Annotated in this window: 19 protein-coding genes and 1 tRNA gene; 9 read left to right on the top strand and 11 right to left on the bottom strand. The window is 66.2% G+C overall.

Annotated features, from left to right (window positions below; translation table 11 throughout):
- The 4 genes from ABDV78_RS14865 to ABDV78_RS14880 form a co-directional block, all read left to right on the top strand.
- Nucleotides 1-1,276, top strand: a 1,276-nt coding sequence (locus tag ABDV78_RS14865) for an aminotransferase class III-fold pyridoxal phosphate-dependent enzyme (RefSeq protein WP_343528204.1), incomplete at its 5' end; no start/stop codon positions are given.
- A 35-nt stretch (nt 1,277-1,311) separates the two neighbouring features.
- Complete coding sequence (locus tag ABDV78_RS14870) at nt 1,312-1,806, top strand: Lrp/AsnC family transcriptional regulator (RefSeq protein ID WP_343528205.1); 495 nt, start codon at nt 1,312-1,314, stop codon at nt 1,804-1,806.
- Between the two features lie 32 nt (nt 1,807-1,838).
- Entirely contained in the window at nt 1,839-2,999 is a 1,161-nt protein-coding gene (locus ABDV78_RS14875) for a M20 aminoacylase family protein (RefSeq protein WP_343528206.1), read from the top strand.
- 221 nt (nt 3,000-3,220) lie between these two features.
- Nucleotides 3,221-5,401: a TonB-dependent siderophore receptor gene (locus tag ABDV78_RS14880; RefSeq protein WP_343528208.1), complete on the top strand. Its 2,181-nt coding sequence runs from the start codon at nt 3,221-3,223 to the stop codon at nt 5,399-5,401.
- A 94-nt stretch (nt 5,402-5,495) separates the two neighbouring features.
- On the opposite strand, the gene ABDV78_RS14885 is transcribed toward ABDV78_RS14880, so the two are convergent.
- The 9 genes from ABDV78_RS14885 to ABDV78_RS14925 form a co-directional block, all read right to left on the bottom strand.
- Nucleotides 5,496-7,112, bottom strand: coding sequence for a long-chain-fatty-acid--CoA ligase (locus ABDV78_RS14885; protein ID WP_343528209.1), 1,617 nt, complete (start codon nt 7,110-7,112; stop codon nt 5,496-5,498).
- A gap of 2 nt (nt 7,113-7,114) precedes the next feature.
- Nucleotides 7,115-8,464 (bottom strand): hypothetical protein, encoded by a 1,350-nt coding sequence (locus ABDV78_RS14890; protein WP_343528210.1) that lies wholly within the window; start codon nt 8,462-8,464, stop codon nt 7,115-7,117.
- Between the two features lie 16 nt (nt 8,465-8,480).
- Nucleotides 8,481-9,524, bottom strand: coding sequence for an alpha/beta hydrolase fold domain-containing protein (locus tag ABDV78_RS14895; protein ID WP_343528212.1), 1,044 nt, complete (start codon nt 9,522-9,524; stop codon nt 8,481-8,483).
- Nucleotides 9,524-10,816 carry a family 1 glycosylhydrolase gene (locus ABDV78_RS14900; RefSeq protein WP_343528213.1) on the bottom strand — a complete coding sequence of 431 codons (1,293 nt, stop codon included), beginning with the start codon at nt 10,814-10,816 and terminating at the stop codon, nt 9,524-9,526. Before ABDV78_RS14900 ends, ABDV78_RS14895 begins: the two co-directional genes overlap by 1 nt.
- Nucleotides 10,813-12,153 carry an alpha/beta fold hydrolase gene (locus ABDV78_RS14905; protein WP_343528214.1) on the bottom strand — a complete coding sequence of 447 codons (1,341 nt, stop codon included), beginning with the start codon at nt 12,151-12,153 and terminating at the stop codon, nt 10,813-10,815. Before ABDV78_RS14905 ends, ABDV78_RS14900 begins: the two co-directional genes overlap by 4 nt.
- 13 nt (nt 12,154-12,166) lie before the next feature.
- Nucleotides 12,167-14,929: a TonB-dependent receptor gene (locus ABDV78_RS14910; RefSeq protein ID WP_343528216.1), complete on the bottom strand. Its 2,763-nt coding sequence runs from the start codon at nt 14,927-14,929 to the stop codon at nt 12,167-12,169.
- 82 nt (nt 14,930-15,011) lie between these two features.
- The gene (locus ABDV78_RS14915; protein WP_343528217.1) at nt 15,012-15,980 is read right to left on the bottom strand and encodes a FecR domain-containing protein; all 969 of its coding nucleotides are present in this window, start codon (nt 15,978-15,980) and stop codon (nt 15,012-15,014) included.
- Nucleotides 15,977-16,543, bottom strand: coding sequence for an RNA polymerase sigma factor (locus ABDV78_RS14920; protein ID WP_343528218.1), 567 nt, complete (start codon nt 16,541-16,543; stop codon nt 15,977-15,979). The genes ABDV78_RS14915 and ABDV78_RS14920 overlap by 4 nt, the downstream gene beginning before the upstream one ends.
- A 63-nt stretch (nt 16,544-16,606) precedes the next feature.
- Entirely contained in the window at nt 16,607-17,266 is a 660-nt protein-coding gene (locus tag ABDV78_RS14925; protein WP_343528219.1) for a TetR/AcrR family transcriptional regulator, read from the bottom strand.
- Nucleotides 17,267-17,406: 140 nt separating this feature from the next.
- Between ABDV78_RS14925 and ABDV78_RS14930 the strand changes: the two genes are divergently transcribed.
- The gene (locus ABDV78_RS14930; protein WP_343528220.1) at nt 17,407-18,117 is read left to right on the top strand and encodes a GDSL-type esterase/lipase family protein; all 711 of its coding nucleotides are present in this window, start codon (nt 17,407-17,409) and stop codon (nt 18,115-18,117) included.
- On the opposite strand, the gene ABDV78_RS14935 is transcribed toward ABDV78_RS14930, so the two are convergent.
- Together ABDV78_RS14935 and ABDV78_RS14940 are read right to left on the bottom strand one after the other, a co-directional pair.
- The gene (locus ABDV78_RS14935) at nt 18,048-18,422 is read right to left on the bottom strand and encodes a tyrosine-type recombinase/integrase (RefSeq protein WP_343528221.1); all 375 of its coding nucleotides are present in this window, start codon (nt 18,420-18,422) and stop codon (nt 18,048-18,050) included. The genes ABDV78_RS14930 and ABDV78_RS14935 overlap by 70 nt on opposite strands.
- Nucleotides 18,423-18,868: 446 nt before the next feature.
- Nucleotides 18,869-18,955, bottom strand: a tRNA-Leu gene (locus ABDV78_RS14940).
- Between the two features lie 104 nt (nt 18,956-19,059).
- On the opposite strand from ABDV78_RS14940, the gene ABDV78_RS14945 reads away from it, so the two are divergent.
- From ABDV78_RS14945 to ABDV78_RS14960, 4 genes are all read left to right on the top strand, one after another.
- The gene (locus ABDV78_RS14945) at nt 19,060-19,992 is read left to right on the top strand and encodes a complex I NDUFA9 subunit family protein (protein WP_343528222.1); all 933 of its coding nucleotides are present in this window, start codon (nt 19,060-19,062) and stop codon (nt 19,990-19,992) included.
- An 83-nt stretch (nt 19,993-20,075) separates the two neighbouring features.
- Entirely contained in the window at nt 20,076-20,885 is an 810-nt protein-coding gene (locus ABDV78_RS14950) for an undecaprenyl-diphosphate phosphatase (protein WP_343528224.1), read from the top strand.
- A 153-nt stretch (nt 20,886-21,038) separates the two neighbouring features.
- Nucleotides 21,039-22,490 (top strand): NAD(P)-dependent oxidoreductase, encoded by a 1,452-nt coding sequence (locus tag ABDV78_RS14955; RefSeq protein ID WP_343528226.1) that lies wholly within the window; start codon nt 21,039-21,041, stop codon nt 22,488-22,490.
- Nucleotides 22,490-23,071: a DUF2059 domain-containing protein gene (locus ABDV78_RS14960; protein WP_343528242.1), complete on the top strand. Its 582-nt coding sequence runs from the start codon at nt 22,490-22,492 to the stop codon at nt 23,069-23,071. The genes ABDV78_RS14955 and ABDV78_RS14960 overlap by 1 nt, the downstream gene beginning before the upstream one ends.
- Nucleotides 23,072-23,074 lie beyond the last annotated feature (3 nt).

Raw genomic sequence — 23,074 nt, forward strand, 5'->3', positions numbered from 1 at the left:
CGACGGCATGTACCTGACCGACATGGACGGCAACCGCCTGCTCGACGCGTTCGCCGGGCTGTGGTGCGTCAATGTCGGCTATGGGCAGGAGACGATCGTCGAGGCGGCGGCCGAGCAGATGCGGCGGCTGCCCTATGCGACCGGCTACTTCTCCTATGCGAGCGAACCCGCGATCCGGCTGGCCGAGACGCTGGTCGGACTGTCGCCCGCCAACCTGACCCGCGTCTATCTGACGCTCGGGGGGTCGGACTCGGTCGATTCCGCCGTTCGCTTCATCACCCATTATTACAATGCGACGGGGCGCCCGGCGAAGAAGCAGATGATCGCCCTCGACAAGGGCTATCACGGTTCCTCGACGACCGGCGCGGGGCTGACCGGGCTGCCCGCCTTCCATCGCCAGTTCGATCTGCCGCTCGGCTGGCAGCATCACATCCCCGCCCCCTACCCCTATCGCAGCCCGGTCGGCGATGATCCGCAGGCGGTGATCGACCGCTCGGTCGCCGACCTGCGGGCCAAGGTGGCCGAACTGGGGGCGGAGAATGTCGCCGCCTTCTTCGCCGAGCCGGTGCAGGGGTCGGGCGGGGTCATCGTGCCGCCGCCCGGCTGGCTGACCGCGATGCGGCGCGTCTGCACCGAACTCGACATCCTGCTGGTCGTGGACGAGGTCATCACCGGCTTCGGGCGGACCGGGCCGATGTTCGCCTGCGAGACGGAAGGGGTGGAGCCCGACCTGATGACGCTCGCGAAGGGGCTGACCGCTGGTTATGTACCGATGGGGGCGGTGCTGATGTCGGAGGCGATCTATGCCGGGATCGCCGACGGGCCGGACAGCCATCTGCCGGTCGGCCACGGCGCGACCTATTCGGGCCATCCGGTCAGCGCCGCCGTCGCGCTGGAGGTGCTGCGCCTCTATCAGGAGGGCGGGATCCTCGCCAACGGACAGCAACGCGCGCCGCAACTGGCGGCGGGCCTGGCCGAGCTTGGCCACCACCCGCTGGTCGGCGACGTCCGACAGGCGGGGATGCTGGCGGCGCTGGAACTGGTCCGCGACAAAGCGACCAAGGCGCGCTTCCCCGGCGAACTCGGTCTGGCCGAGCGGCTGGCACAGGCGGGATATCGCCACGGCATAATCTTTCGCGCATTCGGCGACGGGACGATCGGTCTCGCCCCGGCCCTGAGTTGCAGCGAGCAGGACATGGCGATCCTGGTCCAGCGTTTGCGCGCGACTCTGGACGAGGTACTGGCCCAGCGCGAGGTTTGTGACATAATGGCATAATCTGCTGCCAATCCGTCAGGATGATCCTATCGCTTATGAAGCACGCTCCCAAACTCGACCGGCTTGATTTCAAGATCCTGGCGCATCTCCAGCGCAACGGGCGCGTCACCAACGTCGAGCTGGCGGATGCCGTGGGCCTGTCGCCCAGCCCCGTGCTGGCGCGCGTCAAGCGGCTGGAGAGCAGCGGGTACATCACCGGCTATGGCGCGCATCTGTCGCTGGCCAAACTGGGATCGACCCTGACCGTCTTCACCGAAATGACGCTGAAGGATCACCGCAGCGCCGATTTCTCCCGCTTTGAACAGCGGGCCAAGAACGTGCCCGAAATCGCCGAATGCCATCTGGTCAGCGGCGGCTACGACTATCTGGTCCGGTTCATCGCCCGCGACGTCGCGCATTATCAGGAAACGATGGAAGCGATCCTCGACAGCGATTTCGGGATCGAGAAATATTTCAGCTATGTCGTGATCAAATCGCCGATCGTGAAGCGCTTCGATCCGCTGGAGACGCTGTTCAGCGAGCGCTTCTGATCGCCCGTTCCCTGCCATCATAGGAGGCCGTCATGGCCCTGTCCGTTTCCCCCCGTGCGATCGAAGCGCTGACGGCGCTGCGCCACGACCTTCATGCGCATCCCGAACTGGGGTTTCACGAGCATCGGACGGCGGGCATCGTCGCCGAACGGTTGCGGGCACTGGGGCTGGAGGTGACGACCGGGATCGGCGGCACCGGCGTCGTGGGGACGCTGCGGCATGGCGACGGGCCGGGCGCGCTGGGCTTTCGCGCCGACATGGACGCGCTTCCTTTCCAGGAGGAGGGTGAACCCGCCTATGCCAGCACCCGTGCGGGCATCTTCCATGGTTGTGGCCATGACGGTCATACCGCCACCCTGCTGGGCGCGGCCGGGCATCTTGCCGAAACGCGCCGCTTCTCGGGCACGGTGCACTTCATCTTCCAGCCCGCCGAGGAAGGGTTGGGCGGCGCGCGCGCCATGGTGCAGGATGGGTTGTTCGAGCGTTTTCCCTGCGACCGGGTCTTCGCGCTCCACAACTGGCCCGACCTGCCGGTCGGGGCGGCGCGCACGCGGGCCGGGCCGATCATGGCGTCCGCCGACAAGTTCCGCATCACCGTCTCTGGCCGGGGTGGCCATGCCGCCATGCCGCACACCACCCCCGATGCGATCCTGGCGGCGGCGACCCTCGTGCAGCAGCTCAACATGATCGTTTCGCGCCGCGTTCCGGCGCAGCGGTCGGCGGTGCTGTCGGTCACCCGGATCGCGGGCGGCCATGCGCATAATGTGCTGCCCGCGCAGGTCGAGGTGATGGGCACGGTGCGCACCTTCGATCCCGTGGTTCAGGACCGGATCGAGGAGTCGATCCGCGCCATCGCCGCGGGTGTCGCCCAGGCGACCGAAACCGAGATCGCGATCGATTACGACCGCTATTATCCCGCGACGATCAACGATGCGGAGGCCGCCGTGCAAGCGCTCGACGCCGCGCGGACGATATGCGCCGATGTCGCGATGGCGGAGGATCCGGCCTTCACCTCGGAGGATTTCGCCTTCCTGCTGCGCGAGCGGCCCGGCGCCTATCTGTGGCTGGGGCAGGGGGATGCGGCCCATGGCGCCCCGCTCCATCATCCCCGCTATGACTTCAACGATGCCGTCCTTCCGCTGGGGATCGGCTGGTTCACGGCGCTGGCCGAACGGCTGTTGCCGACCGGCTGAGCGCACCGGCATTTCCTGCGCATCGGAAAAGTCTTCGCGCCATAAACGTGCGGCGCTGTCACCGATTCGCAACAAAATGCCTGTGAGCGGCGCGCATGATCGGCAGGTCAGAAACCTGTTCGTGACACGCCAAGCCATAGCCTGATTGCAAATACATACAAAGAAGCAGCGGGGCGACAGGTCAGGAGAACGGTCAAAACCGACATTTCTCAAAGGGGGCCATGATGACGTTTCGCACATTTCTTTTGCTGGGCGCGGCCAGTTGTCACCTGATCGCGGGGAACGCCGCGGCACAGCTTTCTCCCAGGGCGGAGATGCAGGACGGTGACCCGTCGGGCGCCGAGCAGGGCACCGGTGATGTCGTCGTCACCGGACAGCGTCAGCAATATGTCTCCGACATTCCGGCCATCGAGGTTCCGCAGAGCGTTCAGGTCCTCACCGCTCAGACATTGCGCGACGCGGGCATCACGCGCCTCGACAACGCGCTCGACTTTGCCAGCGGCATCGCGCGGCAGAACAATTTCGGCGGCATCTTCGACAGCTTCGCCTGCCGCGGCTTTGCCGGCGACGAGAGCTCGGCCAGCAACTATCTGGTCAACGGTTTCAACGCCGCACGCGGCTATGGCGGGGCGCGCGACACGTCGAACGTCGAGCGGATCGACATCCTGAAAGGGCCCAATTCGGCGCTGTTCGGTCGCGGCGAACCCGGCTGCACCGTGAACATCATCACCAAGAAGCCCCATTTCGAACTCGGGGGCAGCGGCACGCTGTCCTATGGCAGCTTCAACACGCTGCGCAGCGAAGGTGATATCAATGTGCCGCTTTCGGGCTCGCTGGCGATGCGGGTGACCGGGGCTGCGGAAAAGACGGACAGCTTCCGCGACTCGCTCCATACGCGGAAATGGACGGTCACGCCCTCCTTCCTGTGGAAAATGGCCCCGGACACCAGCCTGTCCTATGAACTCGAATATATCCATCAGGAGGTTCCCTTCGATCGCGGCATCGTCGCGGTGAACGGCAAACTCGATACCCTGCCCATCTCCCGCTTCCTGGGCGAACCGGGCGACGGGCCGATCAAGGTGCAGGCGCTGGGCCATCAGGTGCAGCTCCAGCACGACTTCAGCCAGGACTGGTCGATGATCCTGGGGGCAGGCTATCGCGAAACCTCGCTGCTGGGCTATTCGACCGAGGCCGAACTGGCGGCGGGGCGGCAGAAGCTCTATACCGACGGCCGGACCCTCTCGCGCATCCGTCGCTATCGCGACTACAACACGACGGACATCACCTTCCGCGGTGAAGTCAGCGGCAAGTTCGACACCTTCGGTCTTGGTCACCACCTGCTCGTCGGGGCGGACTGGGACGATTATGAGATGATCATCGTCCAGGGGCGCTATCGCCCCCCAGCGGTCGCGTCACAGCGGACTGCGGCAATCGGCAACAGCGTCGATATCTTCGCGCCCTCCTATGGCAAGCTGCCGGCGACGCCGACCTTCCAGAATTATATCGAGCGCCAGTTTTCCTATGGCGTCTATTTCCAGGATCAGATCGATGTCACCCGCCGCCTGAAGGTCCGCGTCGGTGGCCGTTACGACAATTTCGAACAGGATATCCTCAACCGTTTCGCCGGAACGCGCACCGGGCAGAGCCGGTCGACCTTTAATCCGCAGGCGGGCCTGTCCTTCCTGCTGTCCGACGCCCTCTCGCTCTATGCCAATTACGGTCGCGGCTTCCGGCCGAATACCGGCACGACCTTCGACAACCAGCCCTTCACGCCGGAACGAACCCGCTCCTATGAAGGGGGCGCCAAGCTTTCCCTGTTCAACGAACGCCTGACCGGCACGCTCGCCTATTTCAACACCAAGAAGACGAATGTGCTGACGGCCGATCCGATCAATTCGGGCTTTTCGCTGGCCGTGGGCGAGGCGGAGAGCCAGGGGGCCGAATTCGAACTGTCGGGGAAGCTGCCCGCCGGGTTTCGGGTCCAGCTCAACTATTCCTATATCGATGCCCAGGTGGCGAAGGATGCGATCGACCCGAACTTCGGTTTCGCGCTGCGCAAGGGGGATCCGTTGATCGGGATTCCCAAGAACAGCGCCAGTGCCCTCGTCTTCAAGGACTTCGAGATCGGCGAGTTCGCCCTTACATTGGGCGCCGGGGTGAATTATGTGGGCAAGCGGTTGGGCGAGACAGGTTTCCGTTTCTCTGATGGATCGTTCTTCTACCTTCCCGGCTATACGCTGACCCGTGCGCTCATGACCTTCTCACCCACCAAGTCCATCCGCATTTCGGGTGAAGTCACCAACTTGTTCGACACCAATTATTACGCGAGTTCCTATTCGCGCCTGTGGGTGACGCCGGGAACGCCGCGACAGTTCATGGGTCGGATCGGCTTCTCCTTCTAAACCGAGAGCGGCTCGCGGTGATCGCCGATGCCGGCCTTTGGCCGGCAGGGGAGCGCCCATGATGCAAAGGCCGCGCGGACCATTCGCGCGGCCTTCATCCGCCGGCCACGCTCAACGCGCCGATTCGAAGGGCCTTCTTGTCGATCTTGCCGACGCTCGTGCGGGGCAAGGCGTCGAGGACGATCAGTCGGTCCGGCAGCGCATAGCGGCTGATGACGCCCTGGCGGACGAATTGCGAAAGGTGGACGAGGATCGTCGGCAGGTCCGGTGCTTCGGCCACGGGTACGATGAATGCGATCGGCCGCTCGCCCCAGCGATCGTCGGGTACGCCGACGACTGCCGCCGCCGCGACCTGCGGATGGCGCATCAACAGTTCTTCGATCTGGATCGAGGATATCCATTCCCCGCCGGACTTGATGACGTCCTTCAGCCGGTCGCGGACGACGATGTCGCCGCGCGGGGTGACCTGCACGACATCCTGCGTGTGCAGCCACCCCCCGCGCCACAGTGCGTCCGACGCATGCCGGTCGTCGCCATAGCCCATCGTGAGCCACGGCGCGCGTACCGTCAATTCTCCCTCCATGGCGTCGGCACCGCGCTCGTCGACGACGCGAACCTGGACGAGCGGGATGGGACGCCCGGCGAGGCAGCAATGCTCGGTGCTGTCGAGCGAGTCGCCCGGATCGTTCCGCGCGATCGATACGACCGGCGCGGTTTCGGACATGCCATAGCCGGCGAACACCATGATGCCGCGCTCGCGGGCGGCATCGCACAGGCTGCCCGGCAGCGCGGAGCCGCCGACGACCATCTTCCACGGGCGCTCGAGCGTGCGTTCGCCGAGCGCCTCGACCAGCATCTGCACAATGGTCGGGACGCCGTGCGAGAAGGTGACGCCCTCGTTCTCGCCGAGTGCCACGATCCGATCGGCGAGATACCGGCCCGGATAGACCTGTTTCAGCCCCAGCAGCGTCGCGACATAGGGCAGGCCCCAGGCGTGGACATGGAACATCGGCGTCAGCGGCATGTAGACGTCGTCGCGACGCAGCGCCTGATGGTCGGGCTGTCCGGCCATCGTCGCGAGGCCTGCCAGCGTGTGGAGCACGATCTGCCGGTGGCTGAACGCGACCGCCTTGGGCAATCCGGTCGTTCCCGTCGTATGGAAGGTCGTCGCGAGCGCATGTTCGTCGAAATCGACGAAGGGGAAGAGGTCGGAGCCCGCCGCCAGCAACGTTTCATAGTCGCCGGCGACTGCCATGTCCCCCACCGGCGATCCGTCGTGCATCGCGATCCTGCAGGTCAGCGCCGGCAGTTGCCCTTCGATCGTGCCGACAAGCGTTGCGAAGTCGGCATGGAACAGCAGCAACCGGGCACCGCTATCGGCGATCGTATAGGCGATCTGGTCGGGCGACAGGCGGACATTCACCGTCTGGAGCACCGCGCCCATCATCGGCACGGCGAAATAGGCTTCCAGATAGCGGTGGCTGTCCCAGTCCATCACCGCGACCACGTCCCCCGGGCCGATCCCATGATCTGCCAGCACCGCAGCGAGACGACCGACCCGCCGTGCGAATTCGGGATAGTCGTGGCGGCGGCCATCGGTGCCCACGATCTCGCACGGGCTGCGCACGTCGAGCGCGCTTTGCAGCAGGTGGCGGATCAGCAGCGGATAGGCATAGGCTTCCGGCGCCGGGGTGGCGAAACGATAGCCCATGGTCAGCGCAGTTCCGCGTCGGGCTTGCGGCCTTGTTCGACCCAGACACGCAACGCATTCCATGCGGCCAGCGTCTGCCCCTTGTCGAAACCGCAATGGGTATAGCCCTCGATCCCGCCGATGGGCAGCGGGGCGCGGGTCGGTGGGACGGTGAACTGCGCCAGCTTCGCGGTCCGTCCGGCCTTTGCCACCGCAGCGGCCAACTGCGCTTCCTGTGCGTAGGGGACCAGGGAATCGATCCGGTTGTGGAGGGTGACCAAAGGCACCTCGATCCGGCCGGTGGCGGTGCGCCATTTGCGGAGATAGGCGATGGCCTGTGGCGCGGCTTCGACCCGCTGGATGTCGCGGTTGAGCGCTGCGTTCTCTTCGGCCGTCAGCGATGGTGCCGCATAGACCTTGCCGATATTGCCATGGACCCAGCCGCCGGCGGTGGTCGCCATGTCGTCGGCGCCGAGTGCAGCGGTGACGAGCGGATAGGCAAGCGAGGCGGCGTCATAGTCGAACCCGCCGATTTCGGTGACGGCGTGGACGATCCGTGCCTCGCGGCCGGTCGGGTCCTTCTGCGCGGCGGTCCACAAGGCGAGTGGCGGCATGCCGACCTTGGCGATCTGGCCGAAGACATAGGCCTGTGCCGCCGTGTCCGGGGTTCCGGCGGGCGGACGTGACGACATCGCGTCGTGGCGAACGTCCTGGTTGCCGGGCAGCGCATAGGGCGTGCCCTTGGTCAGGGCATTATAGGCCAGGCGCATGTCGATCAGACGTCGGAGCAGGTCCTGCCAATTGGCAACGACGCCGCAGCGGGCGAAGCCACCGGCAAAGGCCCTGGGGTATAGTTCGAGGAGCGTGACGACGATCCCGCCGCCCATCGAATCGCCCATCACGTAGAGGCGCTTTCCGCCCATCCTTGCCAGCAGGTCGCGCAGGCGGGCGGTGGCTTTTGCTCCGGCTTCCACGCCCAGCCCGGCCTTGGCATAGGCGCTGTGGCCGACCGCGAAGCCCTGTGCATAGGCCTCGCCAAGTGCCCCGGTGCCCGGTCCCTTGTCGACCGGATCGGGCGATACCGCCACCGGCGTGCCGGGAGCCGAATAGCCATGCGCATAGAGCAGGCCGTCGCCCGTCCATTCCCGCGGGAAGGCAAGCGCGAACTGGTTGCCGTCGAGCCGGCCGTTGATCGTGACACCACCATCCGCTCGAGCCGTCGCGGTGACCTCGGTCGCCCCCAACCGTGTGGCCTTCGCCGCGAGCATCTGCTGGCTGGACGCCGGAACGTCCCGTCCGACGACCGGCACGATCGGGGTGGACAGCGCCACGGCACCGGCAATGAGCAGGGACGGTAAGGGAAAGGCGCGCATCGGGCATACTCCTTGGCTATCGGGGGCGCCGGCCCAGATGCCGGTCGAAGAAGCTCGCGATCAGGCGAAAGGCTTCGGTGGATTCTGGCATGTCGGGCCACATGAAGAAGGCGTGCGGCAGGCCGTCGAACAGTTGCAGCTCGCTCGTCACCCCGGCCGCGGCCAGCCGCCGATGGGCGCGCGTCAGGGCGCTGACCGCGAAGTCGCGTCCGCCCGCGAGCAGCAAGGTCGGCGGCATCGCGCGGGTCTCCGCGTCTGACTGGAGGGGATAGGCCGTCGGATCGCTGCCCGCCACGCCGGCCATGTACGGCGTCGGCAAGGTCGCGGGCAGCACGGGCGTCGGCACGATGTCGCCGCCCGTGATCGGCCCGGCAAGGTAGGGGCTGTCCCCTGAATAGGGGGCTCCGGTGCCGCAGAACGTCCCGATCGCGCCGGGGCGGGGCAGTCCGATCTTGCGGATCCAGGCGGTCGCCTGCGCGGTGATGATGCCGCCGGCGGAGCAGCCATAGATGCCGATATTCTCAGGGCGATGCGTCTTGAGCAACGCGCGGTAAACGGCCACCACATCCTCGGACGCGGCCGGATAGCGGTGTTCGGGTGCCAGCCGATAGTCCACCGTGACGACGCGCACCTGCATCACGGCGGCGATCGGGATCGCCTCGACCAAGGCGCCGCTGCCCGATCCCCACAGGAAGGCGCCGCCATGGACGTTGATCAGGACGCGCCGGGCATTGCCAGGGGGGATGCCGGTCGTCGGTTCGACGATGGCAACGGGTACGCCCGCGATCCTCTGCCGCCGCTCGCGTGTCGCGAAGTGGCGGCGCATCTCGGCGAGGCGGCGGTCGTTCCACTGCTGGTAGAAGGCACGTTGCCGTACCAGATCGCCGGCGATGTCCTTCGGTGCCGTTTCCGCCTTCATTCGCGCAAGCACCTGACGGGCCTCGGCGCTGAGCTGGCTGGATGGCGGCAGGGTAAAGGCCGGCACGGCCACGTCCTGCGCTGTCGCCGGCTGGCCGACCACGACCGAGAGGGCCAGCGCGATGATCGCCAGGCGCCGCATCACCGCCCTCCCGCCACGAGGGCGGCATAGGTGCGGGCGCTCGACTTCACCGTGCGGCGAAAACTGCTGCGGTCGACCGCGACCAGTCCGAACCTGGGGCCATAGCCCGAAAACCATTCGAAATTGTCGAGCAGCGACCAGTGGATATAGCCCAGCACCGGCACGCCGTCGCGCCGTGCGGCCTCTACCGATGCGATCGCGGCGGGGATGAACCGCGCGCGTTCGCGGTCGTCGGCGGCGTCGATGCCGTTTTCGGTCACCAGCACCGGCTTGCCGGTCGCGCGGTGGACATAGCGCACGACATTGCCGACTGCGGCGGGAAACCATTCGCGCCCGTCGGGACGGCGCGCCGCATCGGCGGGCAGCGCGATCTCGCGCTCCGCACCGATATAGGCGCGGCCATAGGTCTGGACGCCGACGAAATCGTCCTTGTCCATCACCGCGAAGAACGGGCCGTAGACATCGGCGCGTTTGCGCTCGATCGCGCTGTTCGCCCCGACCGCAACATCGTCCGGGATCGCCAGGCTGAGGCCGACGGGCAGGTCGCCCCGGACGGCCTTGATCGCCGCACGGGCCTGGACATGCGCTGCGGTGATGCCGGGGATCATGGGCCGGGGATCGCCGCCGTTCAGGACGGAGAAGCGGTCCGATCCGCTCGCCTTCGCCGCCGCCGCGACGCACGCGGCCATGCGCGCCGCGAAGGCGGGCGGGGGAGGGCTGGCGCTCCAGCGTCCGCCCAGCGCCAGATTGGGTTCGTTAAAGGTCAGCGCATGGCTGATCCCTGCCGCCATCGCGCGTGCGACGCGATCCGCGTAGCGTGCGAACAGCGCCGGTGCGTCCGCCTGTTCCCAGCCGCCGGCGGCGGCGAACCAGCGCGGGGCGGTGAAATGGCTGAAGGTGACGACGGGGGCGATGCCCTGTTCGCGACAATGGTCGACGATGCGGGCATAATGGTCGAGCCAGGCTTGCGAGAACTGGCCCTTGGCCGGTTCGATCCGCGGCCATTCGACCGAGAATCGATAGCAGTTGAGCCCTAGCGAACGGACGATCGCCACATCCTCGCGCCAGCGGTGCAGGCTGTCGCACGCATCGCCGGACGGTTCGGCGAAGACGGTCGGCGTGACCTGTTCGAGCAGCCAGATATCGGCATTGACGTTGCTGCCCTCGACCTGATGTCCCGCCGTCGCCGCACCCCATAGAAACGGGGAGGGCTTCGCGGCGCGTGCTGGCAGCGCCGCCGTCGCCGCGACCGCCGCGCTGAGCCCGAGCAGATCGCGTCGATCGATCGTCATCGCACCGCGTCCGGTGCCGGCTTGCGGCCGGTGCGGACCCAGGTGCGCATCGCGTCGAATGCGGCGATGTTCTGGGCCGGCGTGAACCCGCAATGGGTGTAGCCGGTCAACCCGCCAGGCAGCGGGATCGTCGTCGGCGGAACCGCATATTGCGCCAGCCGCGCGCCGTTGCCGGCGGCAGCGGTGATCCGCCCCAGCCCCTCGGATTGCGCGAACGGGACCAGTGAATCGATCGTCTGGTGTACGGTCACCAGCGGTATGCGGAACCGGCCGGTCGCCTCGTGCCAGCGCCGTGCATAGGCGACTGCGCGGGGATCGGCATCGTAGCGCTGCATCTTGCGGTTGAACGCCGCCGCTTGCGCCGCATCCATTTCCGGCGGTGCGTAGACGATATTGCGGTTACCGATCGGCAGGCCGCCCATCGTGGCCTTGATATCGTCCATGCCGAGCGCTGCCGATGAGATGGGGGCGCCCAGCGCCGCCGGATCGGGTGCGAAGCCGCCGACCGCCGCGACCTGCCGGATGATCCGCGCCTCCGGTCCTTGCGGGTTCGCCTTGGCAGCAAGGAACAGTGCCAAGATCGGCGACAGCAGCTTCGCCTTCTGCGCTTCGCGGAACGCATCACCTGGCGTCGGATCGTTGGCCGGCGGCACGATCGGCAGCGCCGAGCGGGTCAGGTCCTTGGCGCCGGGCAGTGCATAGGGCGTTCCCTCGGTCAGCACGTCATAGGCGCCGCGCATGTCGCTCAGTTGCCGGACCATCGCCAGCCAGCCCTGCGTCACCCCGCACATCGCCACCGCACCGGAAAAGGCCCGAGGGTGGTTTTCGATCAGCGACAGGACGATATTGCCGCCCATCGAACCGCCGACCGCGTAGAAGCGTGTCGCCCCAAGTTTCGCCGCCAGCGCGCGCAGCCGCATGGTGTTGCGCGTCGCGGTCTCGGTTGCGATGCCGTTCTTGTCCACCGCCGCGATGCCACTGGCGATCCCCTGCGCGTAAAGATGGTTGAACAACCCGCCCCCCGGGTCCTTCGCCAGCGGATCGGCGGGTACGGTCGGAGGTGTACCCGGCAGCGCATAGCCCTGCCCGAACAGCACCGTCTCGCCGGTCCAGTTCGGCGGGATCGTCAGGACGAACCGGCGCCCCTCGATCATACCGTTCAGGATCATGCCGCCGCCGGGCCCAGGCGATGCCGCAAGCCCGGTGGCGCCAGCCGCGCGTGCCTTTGATTGCAAGGCGGTCTGGGCAGCGCTCGGCTGAAACACGTTCGGCGCCTGCTGGGCAATGCTGGCGCTGGCCAACAGGACGACAGGGAAGATCGCGGAGTGGCGCATCATGTCCACTGCTCCCTTAAAAGCGATAGCGGAGCTGGACGCCATATTGCGCCGGCTCGCCATAGATCGAGCCGATAAAGCCCGAATTGTTGTAGCTGGGATTGGCGGTCACCCGATACTCCCTGTCGAGGATGTTGGTGCCGTAGACGGCGAGGTCGAGTGGGAAACCACGCACATCGCGCCAGTCGAGGCGGAGGTTGAGGAGACCATAGCCGGCGATGGTGTCGAACGGCTGGGCCTCGGGCGTGACGCGCTGGCTGGTCTGGTACGACCAGTTGCCGCTGAGTTGGAGCGTCCCCTCACGCTCCGGCATCGGCAAGTCGACGCTCGCCGTCAGGTTGTATTTGTGCTTCGGTACGAACGAGAATGGTGTGCCGGCAAGGTCGCGGCTCGGCTGCGCAGCGGTCAGCGCCTGCGGGATCGCCGGGATCGCGATCGTGTCATATTGCAGGTACTTGGCGGAGTTGTAGGAATAGGTCGCGCCGAGGGTCAGGCCCTTGACCGGCACCAGCATGCCTTCGAATTCCAGCCCCAGGACCCGCGCGCGCTGGGCATTGGTCAGGATGTCCGATCCCGCGATCGCGGCGCGCTGGATGACCTGGATATCGTTGTACCATGTGTAGAAGGCGGCGATGTTCGTGCGCGCCCTGACATCGCCGAAGGTCCAGTCGCGCTTCAGCCCGACTTCGGCGTCGGTCACCTGCTCGGGCTTCACCGCGAACAGCGGATGATCCTCGCCGAGGAACAGCGAGACGACCGGGTTACTCGCCCCTGATTTATAGCCCCGTCGCGACACGGCGTAGAGCAGGGTCTGCGGATCGGCCTGCCAGTCGAGCCCCAACTGCCATGTCGGGCCATCGCTCTTCCCCCGAAAGGTCGGCGACGTGCAGTTCGGATATTTGAGCGTCGGAAAGCCACCGGCGGCGACGGCCCGGAACGCGTCATAGACGCACAGGCCGGCGTTCAGCCCGACCACCTGTGCCGCCTGCGCGGGGCTGATGATCCCGAGTGCGGCGAGACGGTTGAAGATCTGGTAGCTGGCGGGATCCTGATAGCTCTGGATATCACCGCCGAACTCGTCCCAGGTCCAGCGGAAGCCGGCGGTGGCGGTCAGCGTCGGCACGATCTTGTACTGGACCTGTGCATAGGCGGCCTTGCTGCGTCCATCGACATGGGCGCTCGGTTGCAGGCTCAGTGCAGGGACGAGCGGACTTGTCAGTCCGAGCGCCGCCTGCAACGGCTGCGGGATCAGCAATGGACCACCGCCGAGGATGCCGCCGACCTGCATCGGGTTGACCGTCGCGAAGGTCAGCGGTGCCGGCGTCTTCTGGTCGAGGAAGAAGCCGCCCGCCTGTACCCGCAATGTGCCGTCGTCGTAGCGTGCCTGCACCTCCTCGGTGATGGTACGCAGGTTGTTGTTCCAGCTACCGGGATAGGCGCCGAGCAGGTCGGCAATCGGCAGCGTCGTCGAATCGCGGTCGGTGGCGCTGGTCGAGCGGGTGCGCGCGAAGCTGAAGATATTCTTGAGCGTGAACGTATCGCTGACGCGCCATTCGGTATTGTTGAGGACGAGGACGTTCTTCGCCTTCTCGAACGTCGGCACGCTCAGCGCGGTCTGGCGGACACCGCGTGCCTGCTGGGCCGCAAGATAGGGCTGCAGCAATGCGGCATAGGGGCGTGCGGGATTGACCGCGAGCAGGATGCTGCCCCCGCCATTCTCGTCCACCTCCTGGTAGCTGACAGCGGTATAGTTGCTGATCGTTGCGGTCGGATCGAACTGGATGCCGAGGCGCAGGCTGAAATTGTTGCGGTTCAGATAGTCGCGCCCGCTGACGACGTCGCGGACATAGCCTTCGCGCTTGTCCATCTGCCCGGCGAGGCGGATCGCCAGCACGTCGTTGATGATCGGGACGTTTAGCGCGCCCTGCACGCTCTTGCGCTGGAGGTTGCCGATCGTACCGTCGATATAGCCCTCGACCCGGTTCATCCGCGGCCGTTGCGGCTCCAGCAATACGGCACCGCCGGTCGTATTGCGGCCGAACAATGTTCCCTGCGGGCCTTTCAGGACCTGCAAGGATGCGAGGTCGTAGAAATTGCCCGGACCGCTGACGCTGGTGGGGACTTCGGCGAAATACCCGACCACGCCTGGACCGCTGCCCGTACCCGGACCGCCGGTGCCGCCCATGCCGCGGATGGTGTAGGTTTCCTGGTTACGTGCGACGTCGCCGACCACGGACAGGGACGGCGTGAAGTTCTGGAGGTCGGTCCCGTTGTTGATACCCTTTTCGCGGATCGCATCCTGCGAGAAGGCTGTGATCGCCACGGGAACCCGCTGGCCGCGTTCGGCCGTACGGCGCGCGGTCACGACGATATCGCCGATGCTGTCGTCCTCCTGCGCGGGCGCTGCTGCCGGTTCCGCGACAGGAGCGCTCGCCGCCGTGCGGTCCGGGGCCGGCATCCGCGTCACGGCGATCGCACCGCTGCGATCGCGATGCAGGATGAGGCCGGAGCCGCTCACCACCGCCCGCAATGCGGCCATGGCGTCCAGCATCCCATGAATGCCGCGCGAGCGCAGCGGATCGACTTCCTCACTGCGGTAGAGCAGCGGCGTGCCGGACTGCCGCGACCAGGCGTCCAGCGCGCCCCGCATCGATCCGGGCGCGATGCTGTAGGTGCGGAGCCGGTTGGTGGTGTCCGCCCGCGACTGTGACCATGAAGGCGTTGTCGCCCAGGCACTTGCGAGCGCCGCCACGATCAGGAACCGATACTTTCCGGCCATATTCCCCTCCGATACTGCACGGCCTCTTCGGGCCTTCTGCAACGCTAGACGGACGGCGCGCGGAAAGTCGTAACGCAACCGATCAGGAATTAATGGTAATCACATTTCCGTCTTCGCGCACCGCCAGTCCGAACCCCGCATGCAGCAGCCGCGCGAACGCGTCGACGTCGGTTGCCTCGAACGTGCCCCCGATTCGGATCTCAGCCGCCTGCTGGTCGGCGATACGGATCTGACGGCGATTATAGCGGTTGAACTCGGCCGCGGCTTCCCCCAGCGTCGTCCGGTCGAAGGTGAGCATGCCCCGCCGCCACGACAGCGCCGCTTCGGCCCGCGCGGGCGACCGGTCGGTCAGCAGCATCGACGTTCCTCGTGAAATGGCGACGTTACCAGCGGTGATGACGGCTGCCCGCCCGCGCTCGCCCCCGGCGGCATCCTCCACCCGGACGCGACCTTCGACAACGGCGACGGTGACCATCCCGCCGTCGCGTCGTACCGAGAAGCGGGTGCCCAGGACCGTCACCACCCGGTCCCCGGCATGGATGACGAATGGATGGTTCGTGTCATGGGCCACGTCGAAATAGGCTTCGCCACGATCGAGCCAGACGGCACGTTGGCCACTGTTGACCGCCGTCCGCATCACGCTGGCCGTGTTCAGCGTCACCGCGCTGCCATCGGGCAGGTGCACCGCGCGATGCTCGCCGACGGTGGTGGTGAACCGGCGAAGCGGCGGTGGCTGGTTGCTTCGCACCCATTCCGGCACGATCGCCGCAGCGAACAGGCATATCAGGATGAAACTGGCCGCCAGCGCCTGAAGCGGGCGGCTTTCCCGCAATCGGTACAGCGGCGGTTGTTCGACGGCCACGTTCCGCATCGCGGCGAGCCGCGCCGTGGCCTCCCAGCCGGCTTCGAGCCGCCAGAACGCGACCTTGTGCGCATCGCTCTGCGCCAGCCATCCTTTCAGCGCCTTGTCATCCGTCGCGCTCCATTCGGGCTGGTCGCGGCGTACCAGCCACGCCGCGGCGCACTCTTCGATATCGTTGCGGCCGGTCATGGCGTCCGCTTCCGTCGCGGGGCCAGCCCCGGCTTGCGTTCGATCCGCGCATTCCCGCCGAGCATGAAATTGGCCAACGCCCGGAGGCCGAGCGTCAACTGCCGCTCGACCGTATGGTGGCCGACGCCGAGCCTATCGGCGGTTTCCCGGATGTTCAGCCCTTCCATGCGCCGCAGCCGCACGACCTCCCGGCAACGAGGGGGCAACTGATCCAGCCCGGCCATGGCCCGGCGGAGTTCGTCGCGCGCCGTCAGCGCGCGATCCGCCTCGGCAAGATCGGGTATGTTCAGTTCGTCGAAGTCAGCCATTTGTTCGAACGAGACCACCTTCGCCCGCCGTGCACGATCAATGAGCAGATTGCGCGCGACCGTCAGGACGAAGGGGCGCGTATTGAGCGGAAGCCCCTTGCGCGCGGAGGACACCGCATGTTCGTACACTTCCTGCCGGAGGTCGATGACATCGTCCGGCGACCGGCAATGTCGCGCGAGATATCGCTCGAGGTCGCGCTCCAGCGGCAGCACGTCCGCAACGAACCAGCGCTTCAGGACATCATCGTCGGTCATCAAGAAGTCGTGACGAATGACATGCGAAAACCCGTAACGTCCTTCCGTTGCCAGATCAGCTTATCATGTCTTCGTCGAGCCTGCCTTCATGCTGCGTGATGTGCGGTAAAGGTCCAGCGGCACCAAGGCCGTCTGCGCAATCCCTTCCAGTTCTTGCGCAGAAGCGCCGTCCCGCGCCTGGATAGACATTCCTTGCAAGGTAGCCGCGTAGAAGGCCGCAAGCGCGCGGGTGTCCGCGGCCTGCGGCAACTCACCGGCCTGCCTGCCGCGATCAAGCCGAGCTTTGATCGCGTCACGTGCGGCAGATCGTCGCTCCTCCATCCGTTGTGCGATCTCGCGATGTTCGACGCCGCAGCTCAGGACACCCAGTGCGATCAAGCAGCCGCCCGTCCGATCGCTACGCGCGTAACGGACGGCAGCTTCCATAAGGAGGCCATGGATCGCGTCGAACGCCGTACTGGCCCGTTCGAGCGCTGCTGCTGCGAACGCCCCCTCGGTGTTTTGGTATAGCGCGATGGCTTCTTCGAAGAGCGCCTCCTTGCTGGGAAACACACCGTACAGGCTGGTGGCGGACACCCCGATCGCCTGGGTCAGATGCGCGATCGAGGTGCCTTCGTAACCGTGCGCTCTAAACAGTGACAGCGCCGTGGCGACGGCATGGTCGCGATCGAATTGTCGCGGACGGCCGCGGGGGCGACTGTCGACCGGAGAAGCCTTTTTCATAGTGATCGATACAATAATACGTTGACAAGCGACAACGCAAGCGCATCTATTTCCGTATCGATCACTGCAAAAGGTTGCAGCCCATGCTACATCGAGTCTGGTTGGCCGTGGGAGCGCTGCTACCCATCGCCCTTTGCGGAATGGCTGTCGCTGCCGAGCCTCGCCGCATACTCGTCTACGGCGACAGCAATAGCTGGGGCTATGAAGCGCGCAGCGACGGTGGGCCGACGCGTCGCTTTCCAGCCGATCGGCGGTGGACGGGCATTTTGCAGCGGCAGCTTGGCTCCGGCTACGTGGTGATCGAGGATGGCTTGAACCTCCGCACCACCGACCTCGACGGCGAAGATTGGCCCGGCAGCATCATGCGGCCAGATACCGTCAACGGCGCCAAGCACCTGCCTGCGTCAATCGCGGCGAACATGCCGCTTGATCTCGTCATCATCATGCTCGGCACCAACGATCTCCAGGCGCGATACCGGCGCACCCCTCGCCAGATCGCGGATGCCGCGGTGTCGCTTGCACGAAAGGTCCAGGCGTCATCGGGCGGTATCGGCACTCGTTATCCTGCCCCAAAAGTGCTGATCGTGTCACCGGCGCAGGTTTCCACGATCCCGATCGAGGAGTGGAACAGGCGCTATGCTGGCAGCCGCGACAAGTCGGCTGCACTCGCTGCCGCGTTCAAGGAGGCCGCCGCTGCTGCACACATTCCGCAGTTCGACGCTGCTGCGGCGATCGGCGGCACCGCACATGGTGTGGATGGCATTCATCTGTCCATGTCGGATCACCGCAAGCTGGCAGCGAGTATCTTGCCCGCGATCCGACAGGCCCTCCGTTCGCAGTCGGGTGAATAGAATCGTCGCCGTACGGCACTGACATCAGGATGCGCGAGCTGCTTCTCGATTGCATCGGGGTTCCAGATGCCTGTCTCGTTGAGCAGCGTCGCCGCCATGGCGCGGAAACCGTGTGCGGTCATTTCGTGCTGGGTGTAGCCCAGGCGGCGCAGCGTCTGGTTGACGGCGTTCTCTGACATCGGCCGTTTCGGATTGCCCATGCATGGACAAAGATAGTCGCGGTGGCCGGTTTGGTCCCGCAACTCCTGAATCAGTTCCAGCACCTGGCATGACAGCGGGACGCGGTGCGGTCGGCGCATCTTCATCCGTAGGGCTGTCCTTAAGTGGGTGGACAAATGCATCTCGAAAGGACCGCAAGGCCGTGTTCGATGCTCGCTTCAAGGATGCACCCAGGTTGTGGGCAAGGCGTGCGATCTGAGCGGGGGTGGGCTTGTCGTACTTCTGCGTCGCAAGCTTCTCGGCCTTTTCGACCGTGTCAAACCATAGGCGAGCGGCTTCGCTGTAACGGGCGACCGTTACTGAATTGCTCAGATCAGTCCCCGCAAGCGAGCGCTTCAGCTCGGTCGGGTTGCCGGGAATGAAGGGGCAAAGCTCAGGCGGATAACCCACCGATAGCTCAAGGGCCGGTACGTTTGTCGGCCTGTACGTGCTGATATTCCACGGGAAGACCCATGCTCGCATGTACCCCGTGATGTACCGCCTGAGCGGCTGATAGTCACGGTTTTCTGCGATCCCTCTGCATGAGAGGGGGTGGTGCCCAGAAGAGGACTCGAACCTCCACGACCTTGCGATCGCCAGCACCTGAAGCTGGTGCGTCTACCAATTCCGCCATCTGGGCACGGGGTAGGCCCGCGCCTTTAGGGGAGGCTTCGAATCCTTGTCAACGGCTTTTTTGCGGGGCAAAGGGGCGAGGCACAAAAAATCTGGCGAATAAGGACGGGCATGACGAACAAGCTGGTGACGCTGATCGGCGGCGGGGGTTTCCTGGGTCGCTATGTCGCGCGCGACCTGATGCGGACGGGCGCGCGCGTCCGGGTGGCGCAGCGTGATCCGCGCCAGGCCTATTTCCTCCGCACGCAGGGCGGGCTGGGCCAGACCCAGTTCGTCGCGGCCGACATCGCGCGGCCCGACACCGTCGCACGGGCGATCGAAGGCGCGGATGCGGTCGTCAATCTGGTCGGTGTGATGGGCGGCAATATGCAGCGCATCCATGTCGACGGGGCGCACGCCGTGGCCCAGGCCGCGCGGGCGGCGGGCGTCGGCGCGCTGGCACATGTCTCGGCGATCGGCGCCGATGCGAATGGTGCGGCCGCCTATGCCCGGACCAAGGGCCAAGGCGAGGCGGCGGTGCGTGAGGCGTTCCCCGATGCCACCATCCTGCGCCCCTCGATCGTGTTCGGTCGCGAGGACCAGTTCGTGAACCGCTTCGCGGGCATGGTGGCCGCGCCGGTCGTGCCGATCCTGCGCGCGGGCGTGAAGTTCCAGCCGGTCTTTGCCGGGGATGTCGGTCAGGCGATCACCGCCGCGCTGTTCGATCCCGAATCGCATGGCGGCCACACCTATGAGCTGGGCGGCCCCGACATCGTCACCATGGGCGAGCTGATCCGCTGGATCGCCAAGACGCTGGGCCGCAAGCCGAGCTTCGTCGAGCTGCCCGACTTTGCGGGAGCGCTGCTTGCGCGCCTGCCGGGGGCGCCGATCAGCCGCGACCAGTGGTTGATGCTGCAACAGGACAATGTCGTGGCGGCCGGCGCGTCGGGCCTGGGTGAACTGGGCGTGACGCCCGCACCGCTGGCGACCGTGGCGCCCGAATATCTGATCCGCTTCCGCAAGGCGGGGCGCTTCGGGCGACGGGCGGAAACGCTGGCGGCCTGAACCGTCCCACCCGTGATCTCTTTGTCGTTTCGCTCGCAGCCCCGTCGCCCTATGGCGGCGGGGCTTAGCTTTTGGGGACTCGCGTGAACGATCTGATAGCCGCCATCATCCTGGGCATCGTCGAAGGGGTGACCGAGTTTCTGCCGGTGTCGTCGACCGGGCATCTGATCCTGGCGGGCGCGCTGCTCGGCTATGACGATGCGCGGTGGCAGATGTTCAACATCGTCATCCAGCTTGGCGCGATCCTGGCGGTCGTCGTCCTGTACTGGCGGACCTTCTGGACGGTGCTGGTCGGTCTTGCCAGGCGCGATCCCGGTTCGATCCGTTTCGTGCGCAACCTGTTGATCGCCTTCATCCCCGCCGCCGTCATCGGCGTGCTTGCCAAGAAGCATATCGAGGCGTTGCTGCTCCAGCCCAAGGTCGTCGCCATCGCGCTGATCGTCGGCGGCTTCGCGATCCTGGTGATCGAACGGGTGGTGAAGCCCGGCAACACGCGCGGCATCGCGGCGGTCCCGGCCAAGACCGCGCTGGGCGTCGGCTTCCTGCAATGTCTGGCGATGATCCCGGGGGTCAGCCGTTCGGGCGCGACGATCCTGGGGGCGCTGACCCTGGGTGTCGAGCGACGGACGGCGGCGGAGTTCAGTTTCTTCCTCGCCATCCCCACCATGCTGGGCGCGAGCGTGGTCGAGACGGCGGGGCATCTCGATGCGATGCGCAGCGGCAACAGCGTCGGGCCGATCGAGATTGCGGTGGGCTTCGTCGTGGCGTTCATCGTCGCGCTGCTGGTGGTGCGCTGGTTCGTCGGGATCGTCGGCAAGCACGGTTTCGGCCCGTTTGCCTGGTATCGAATCGTCGCGGGCAGCATCGCCCTGGCGCTGCTGACGCTCCATTAATACCGATATGGACCTATTTTATTGCGGATCGATCGCAATAGGAGGCTTGGGGCCAAGGTATACCCGTCAAATGCGGCAGTCATGTTGTCCTATGTGACGATTTGCCCGTGACACGATATGGTTTGCGCAATATCCGGCTCTTCGGAGGCGCATATGGCGAACGATTCTATGTTGAAATTCGTGGCCCGCGATCAGGCCTATCCGGCCAAGCGGTCCGCATCGACGCGCGCGGAGGATTTCCGGGAAATCGCGGAGCGTTATGCGCCACCGGCGGCGGAGGACCAGGCGGGGCGCTGCTCGCAATGCGGCGTGCCCTATTGCTCGGTCCATTGCCCGCTGCACAACCATATTCCCGACTGGTTGCGTCTGACCGCCGAGGGCCGGTTGCGCGAAGCCTATGAACTGTCGAACAGCACCTCGACCATGCCCGAGATCTGCGGCCGCATCTGTCCGCAGGACCGGCTGTGCGAGGGCAATTGTGTCATCGAGTTTTCGGGCCACGGCGCGGTCACGATCGGATCGGTCGAGAAGTTCATCACCGACACCGCCTGGGAAGAGGGCTGGGTCGAGCCGCTGGTCCCCGGACCTGCCCGCGGCCAGTCGGTTGCGGTGATCGGTGCGGGGCCTGCGGGCCTGACCGCGGCCGAATATCTGCGCGTGTCGGGCTATGACGTGCATGTCTATGACCGGCACGACCGGGCGGGCGGGTTGCTGACCTATGGCATCCCCGGCTTCAAGCTGGAAAAGCCCGTCGTCATGCGCCGCGTCGAGCGGCTGAAGGCGGGCGGCATCGTCTTCCACGAAGGTTTCTCGGTCGGCGAGCATGCCTCGCTCGACGAACTGCGCCAGCGGCATGACGCGGTGCTGATCGCGACCGGCGTCTACAAGGCGCGCAACGTCGAGGTCGATGGTGCGGGCGCGAACGGCGTGATCGCGGCGCTCGACTATCTGACCGCCTCCAACCGCAAGAGCTTCGGCGACACCGTCGAGGCGTTCGAGAACGGCGCGCTCAATGCCGAGGGCAAGAATGTCGTCGTGATCGGCGGCGGCGACACCGCGATGGACTGTGTCCGCACCGCGATCCGCCAGGGCGCCAAGTCGGTGAAGTGCCTGTATCGCCGCGACCGGGCGAACATGCCGGGGTCGCAGCGCGAAGTCGCCAATGCCGAGGAGGAAGGCGCCGAGTTCGTGTGGCTGTCCGCTCCGCTCGGCTTCGAGGGCGGCGAGACGGTGACGGGCGTGCGCGCCGCCAAGATGCGGCTGGGTGCGCCCGACGCATCGGGCCGCCGCGCGCCCGAGGTGGAGCCGGGCGGCGACCATCTGCTGGAGGCCGATATGGTCATCAAGGCGCTGGGCTTCGATGCGGAAGACCTGCCGACCCTGTTCGGCTCGGCCGAACTGGGTGTCAGCCGCTGGGGCACGGTGCTGGTCGATGGCCGCACGCTGATGACCAGCCTGGACGGCGTGTTCGCCGCCGGTGACATCGTGCGCGGGGCGTCGCTGGTCGTGTGGGCGATCCGCGACGGCCGCGACGTGGCCAAGGCGATGCACCAGTGGCTGAAGGTGCGGGCGAAGACGGCGGCGCGCGAGAAGGTGGCGGCGTGATGCGCCTTCTCGCGCTCGCGGCGCTGGGATTTGCCGTGCCAGTGGCGGCCCAGACCACCCCCCAGTCGGCTCCTGCCCTCACCGCGACTCGCGATGCGGGTGGACGGATCGAGACGGCGCGGGCGCTGGTCGGAAAGCTGAATCTCGAGCGGACGCTGGACTTCCAGTTCTCCAGCCTGATGCCGCTCGTCTCGAGCAATATCGTCACCTCGATCCAAGGGTCGGCCACGTTGCCGCAGCCGGTCAAGGATCGGCTGGCGACGCCCGAGGGCCGTCAGCAGGCGATGACCATCGCGGGCGAGGAAATGATGGCCGCGTTCCGCGCGCGCTACCCCACCATCGTGGAGGCGGCAGCCGAGGAGTATCGGCGCAATTTCTCCGAGGACGAGTTGAAGGCGATCGCGGCCTTCTATGATTCGCCGTCGGGCAAGCGGATGCTGGAACTGCAACCCGTATTGCAGCAGCGCCTGGCGGAGGCCGGGAGGACGGTCGGTGGTGAGGCGGGAGTGGCAGCCTTCTCCAAGGCAATGGAACGTATCCTGGCGATGGCACCCCCTGCTGCTCCGGCCAAGGGGAAGTAGCGG

The organism is Sphingomonas sp. (genome assembly GCF_039594485.1).
Taxonomy (GTDB): Bacteria; Pseudomonadota; Alphaproteobacteria; order Sphingomonadales; family Sphingomonadaceae; genus Sphingomonas.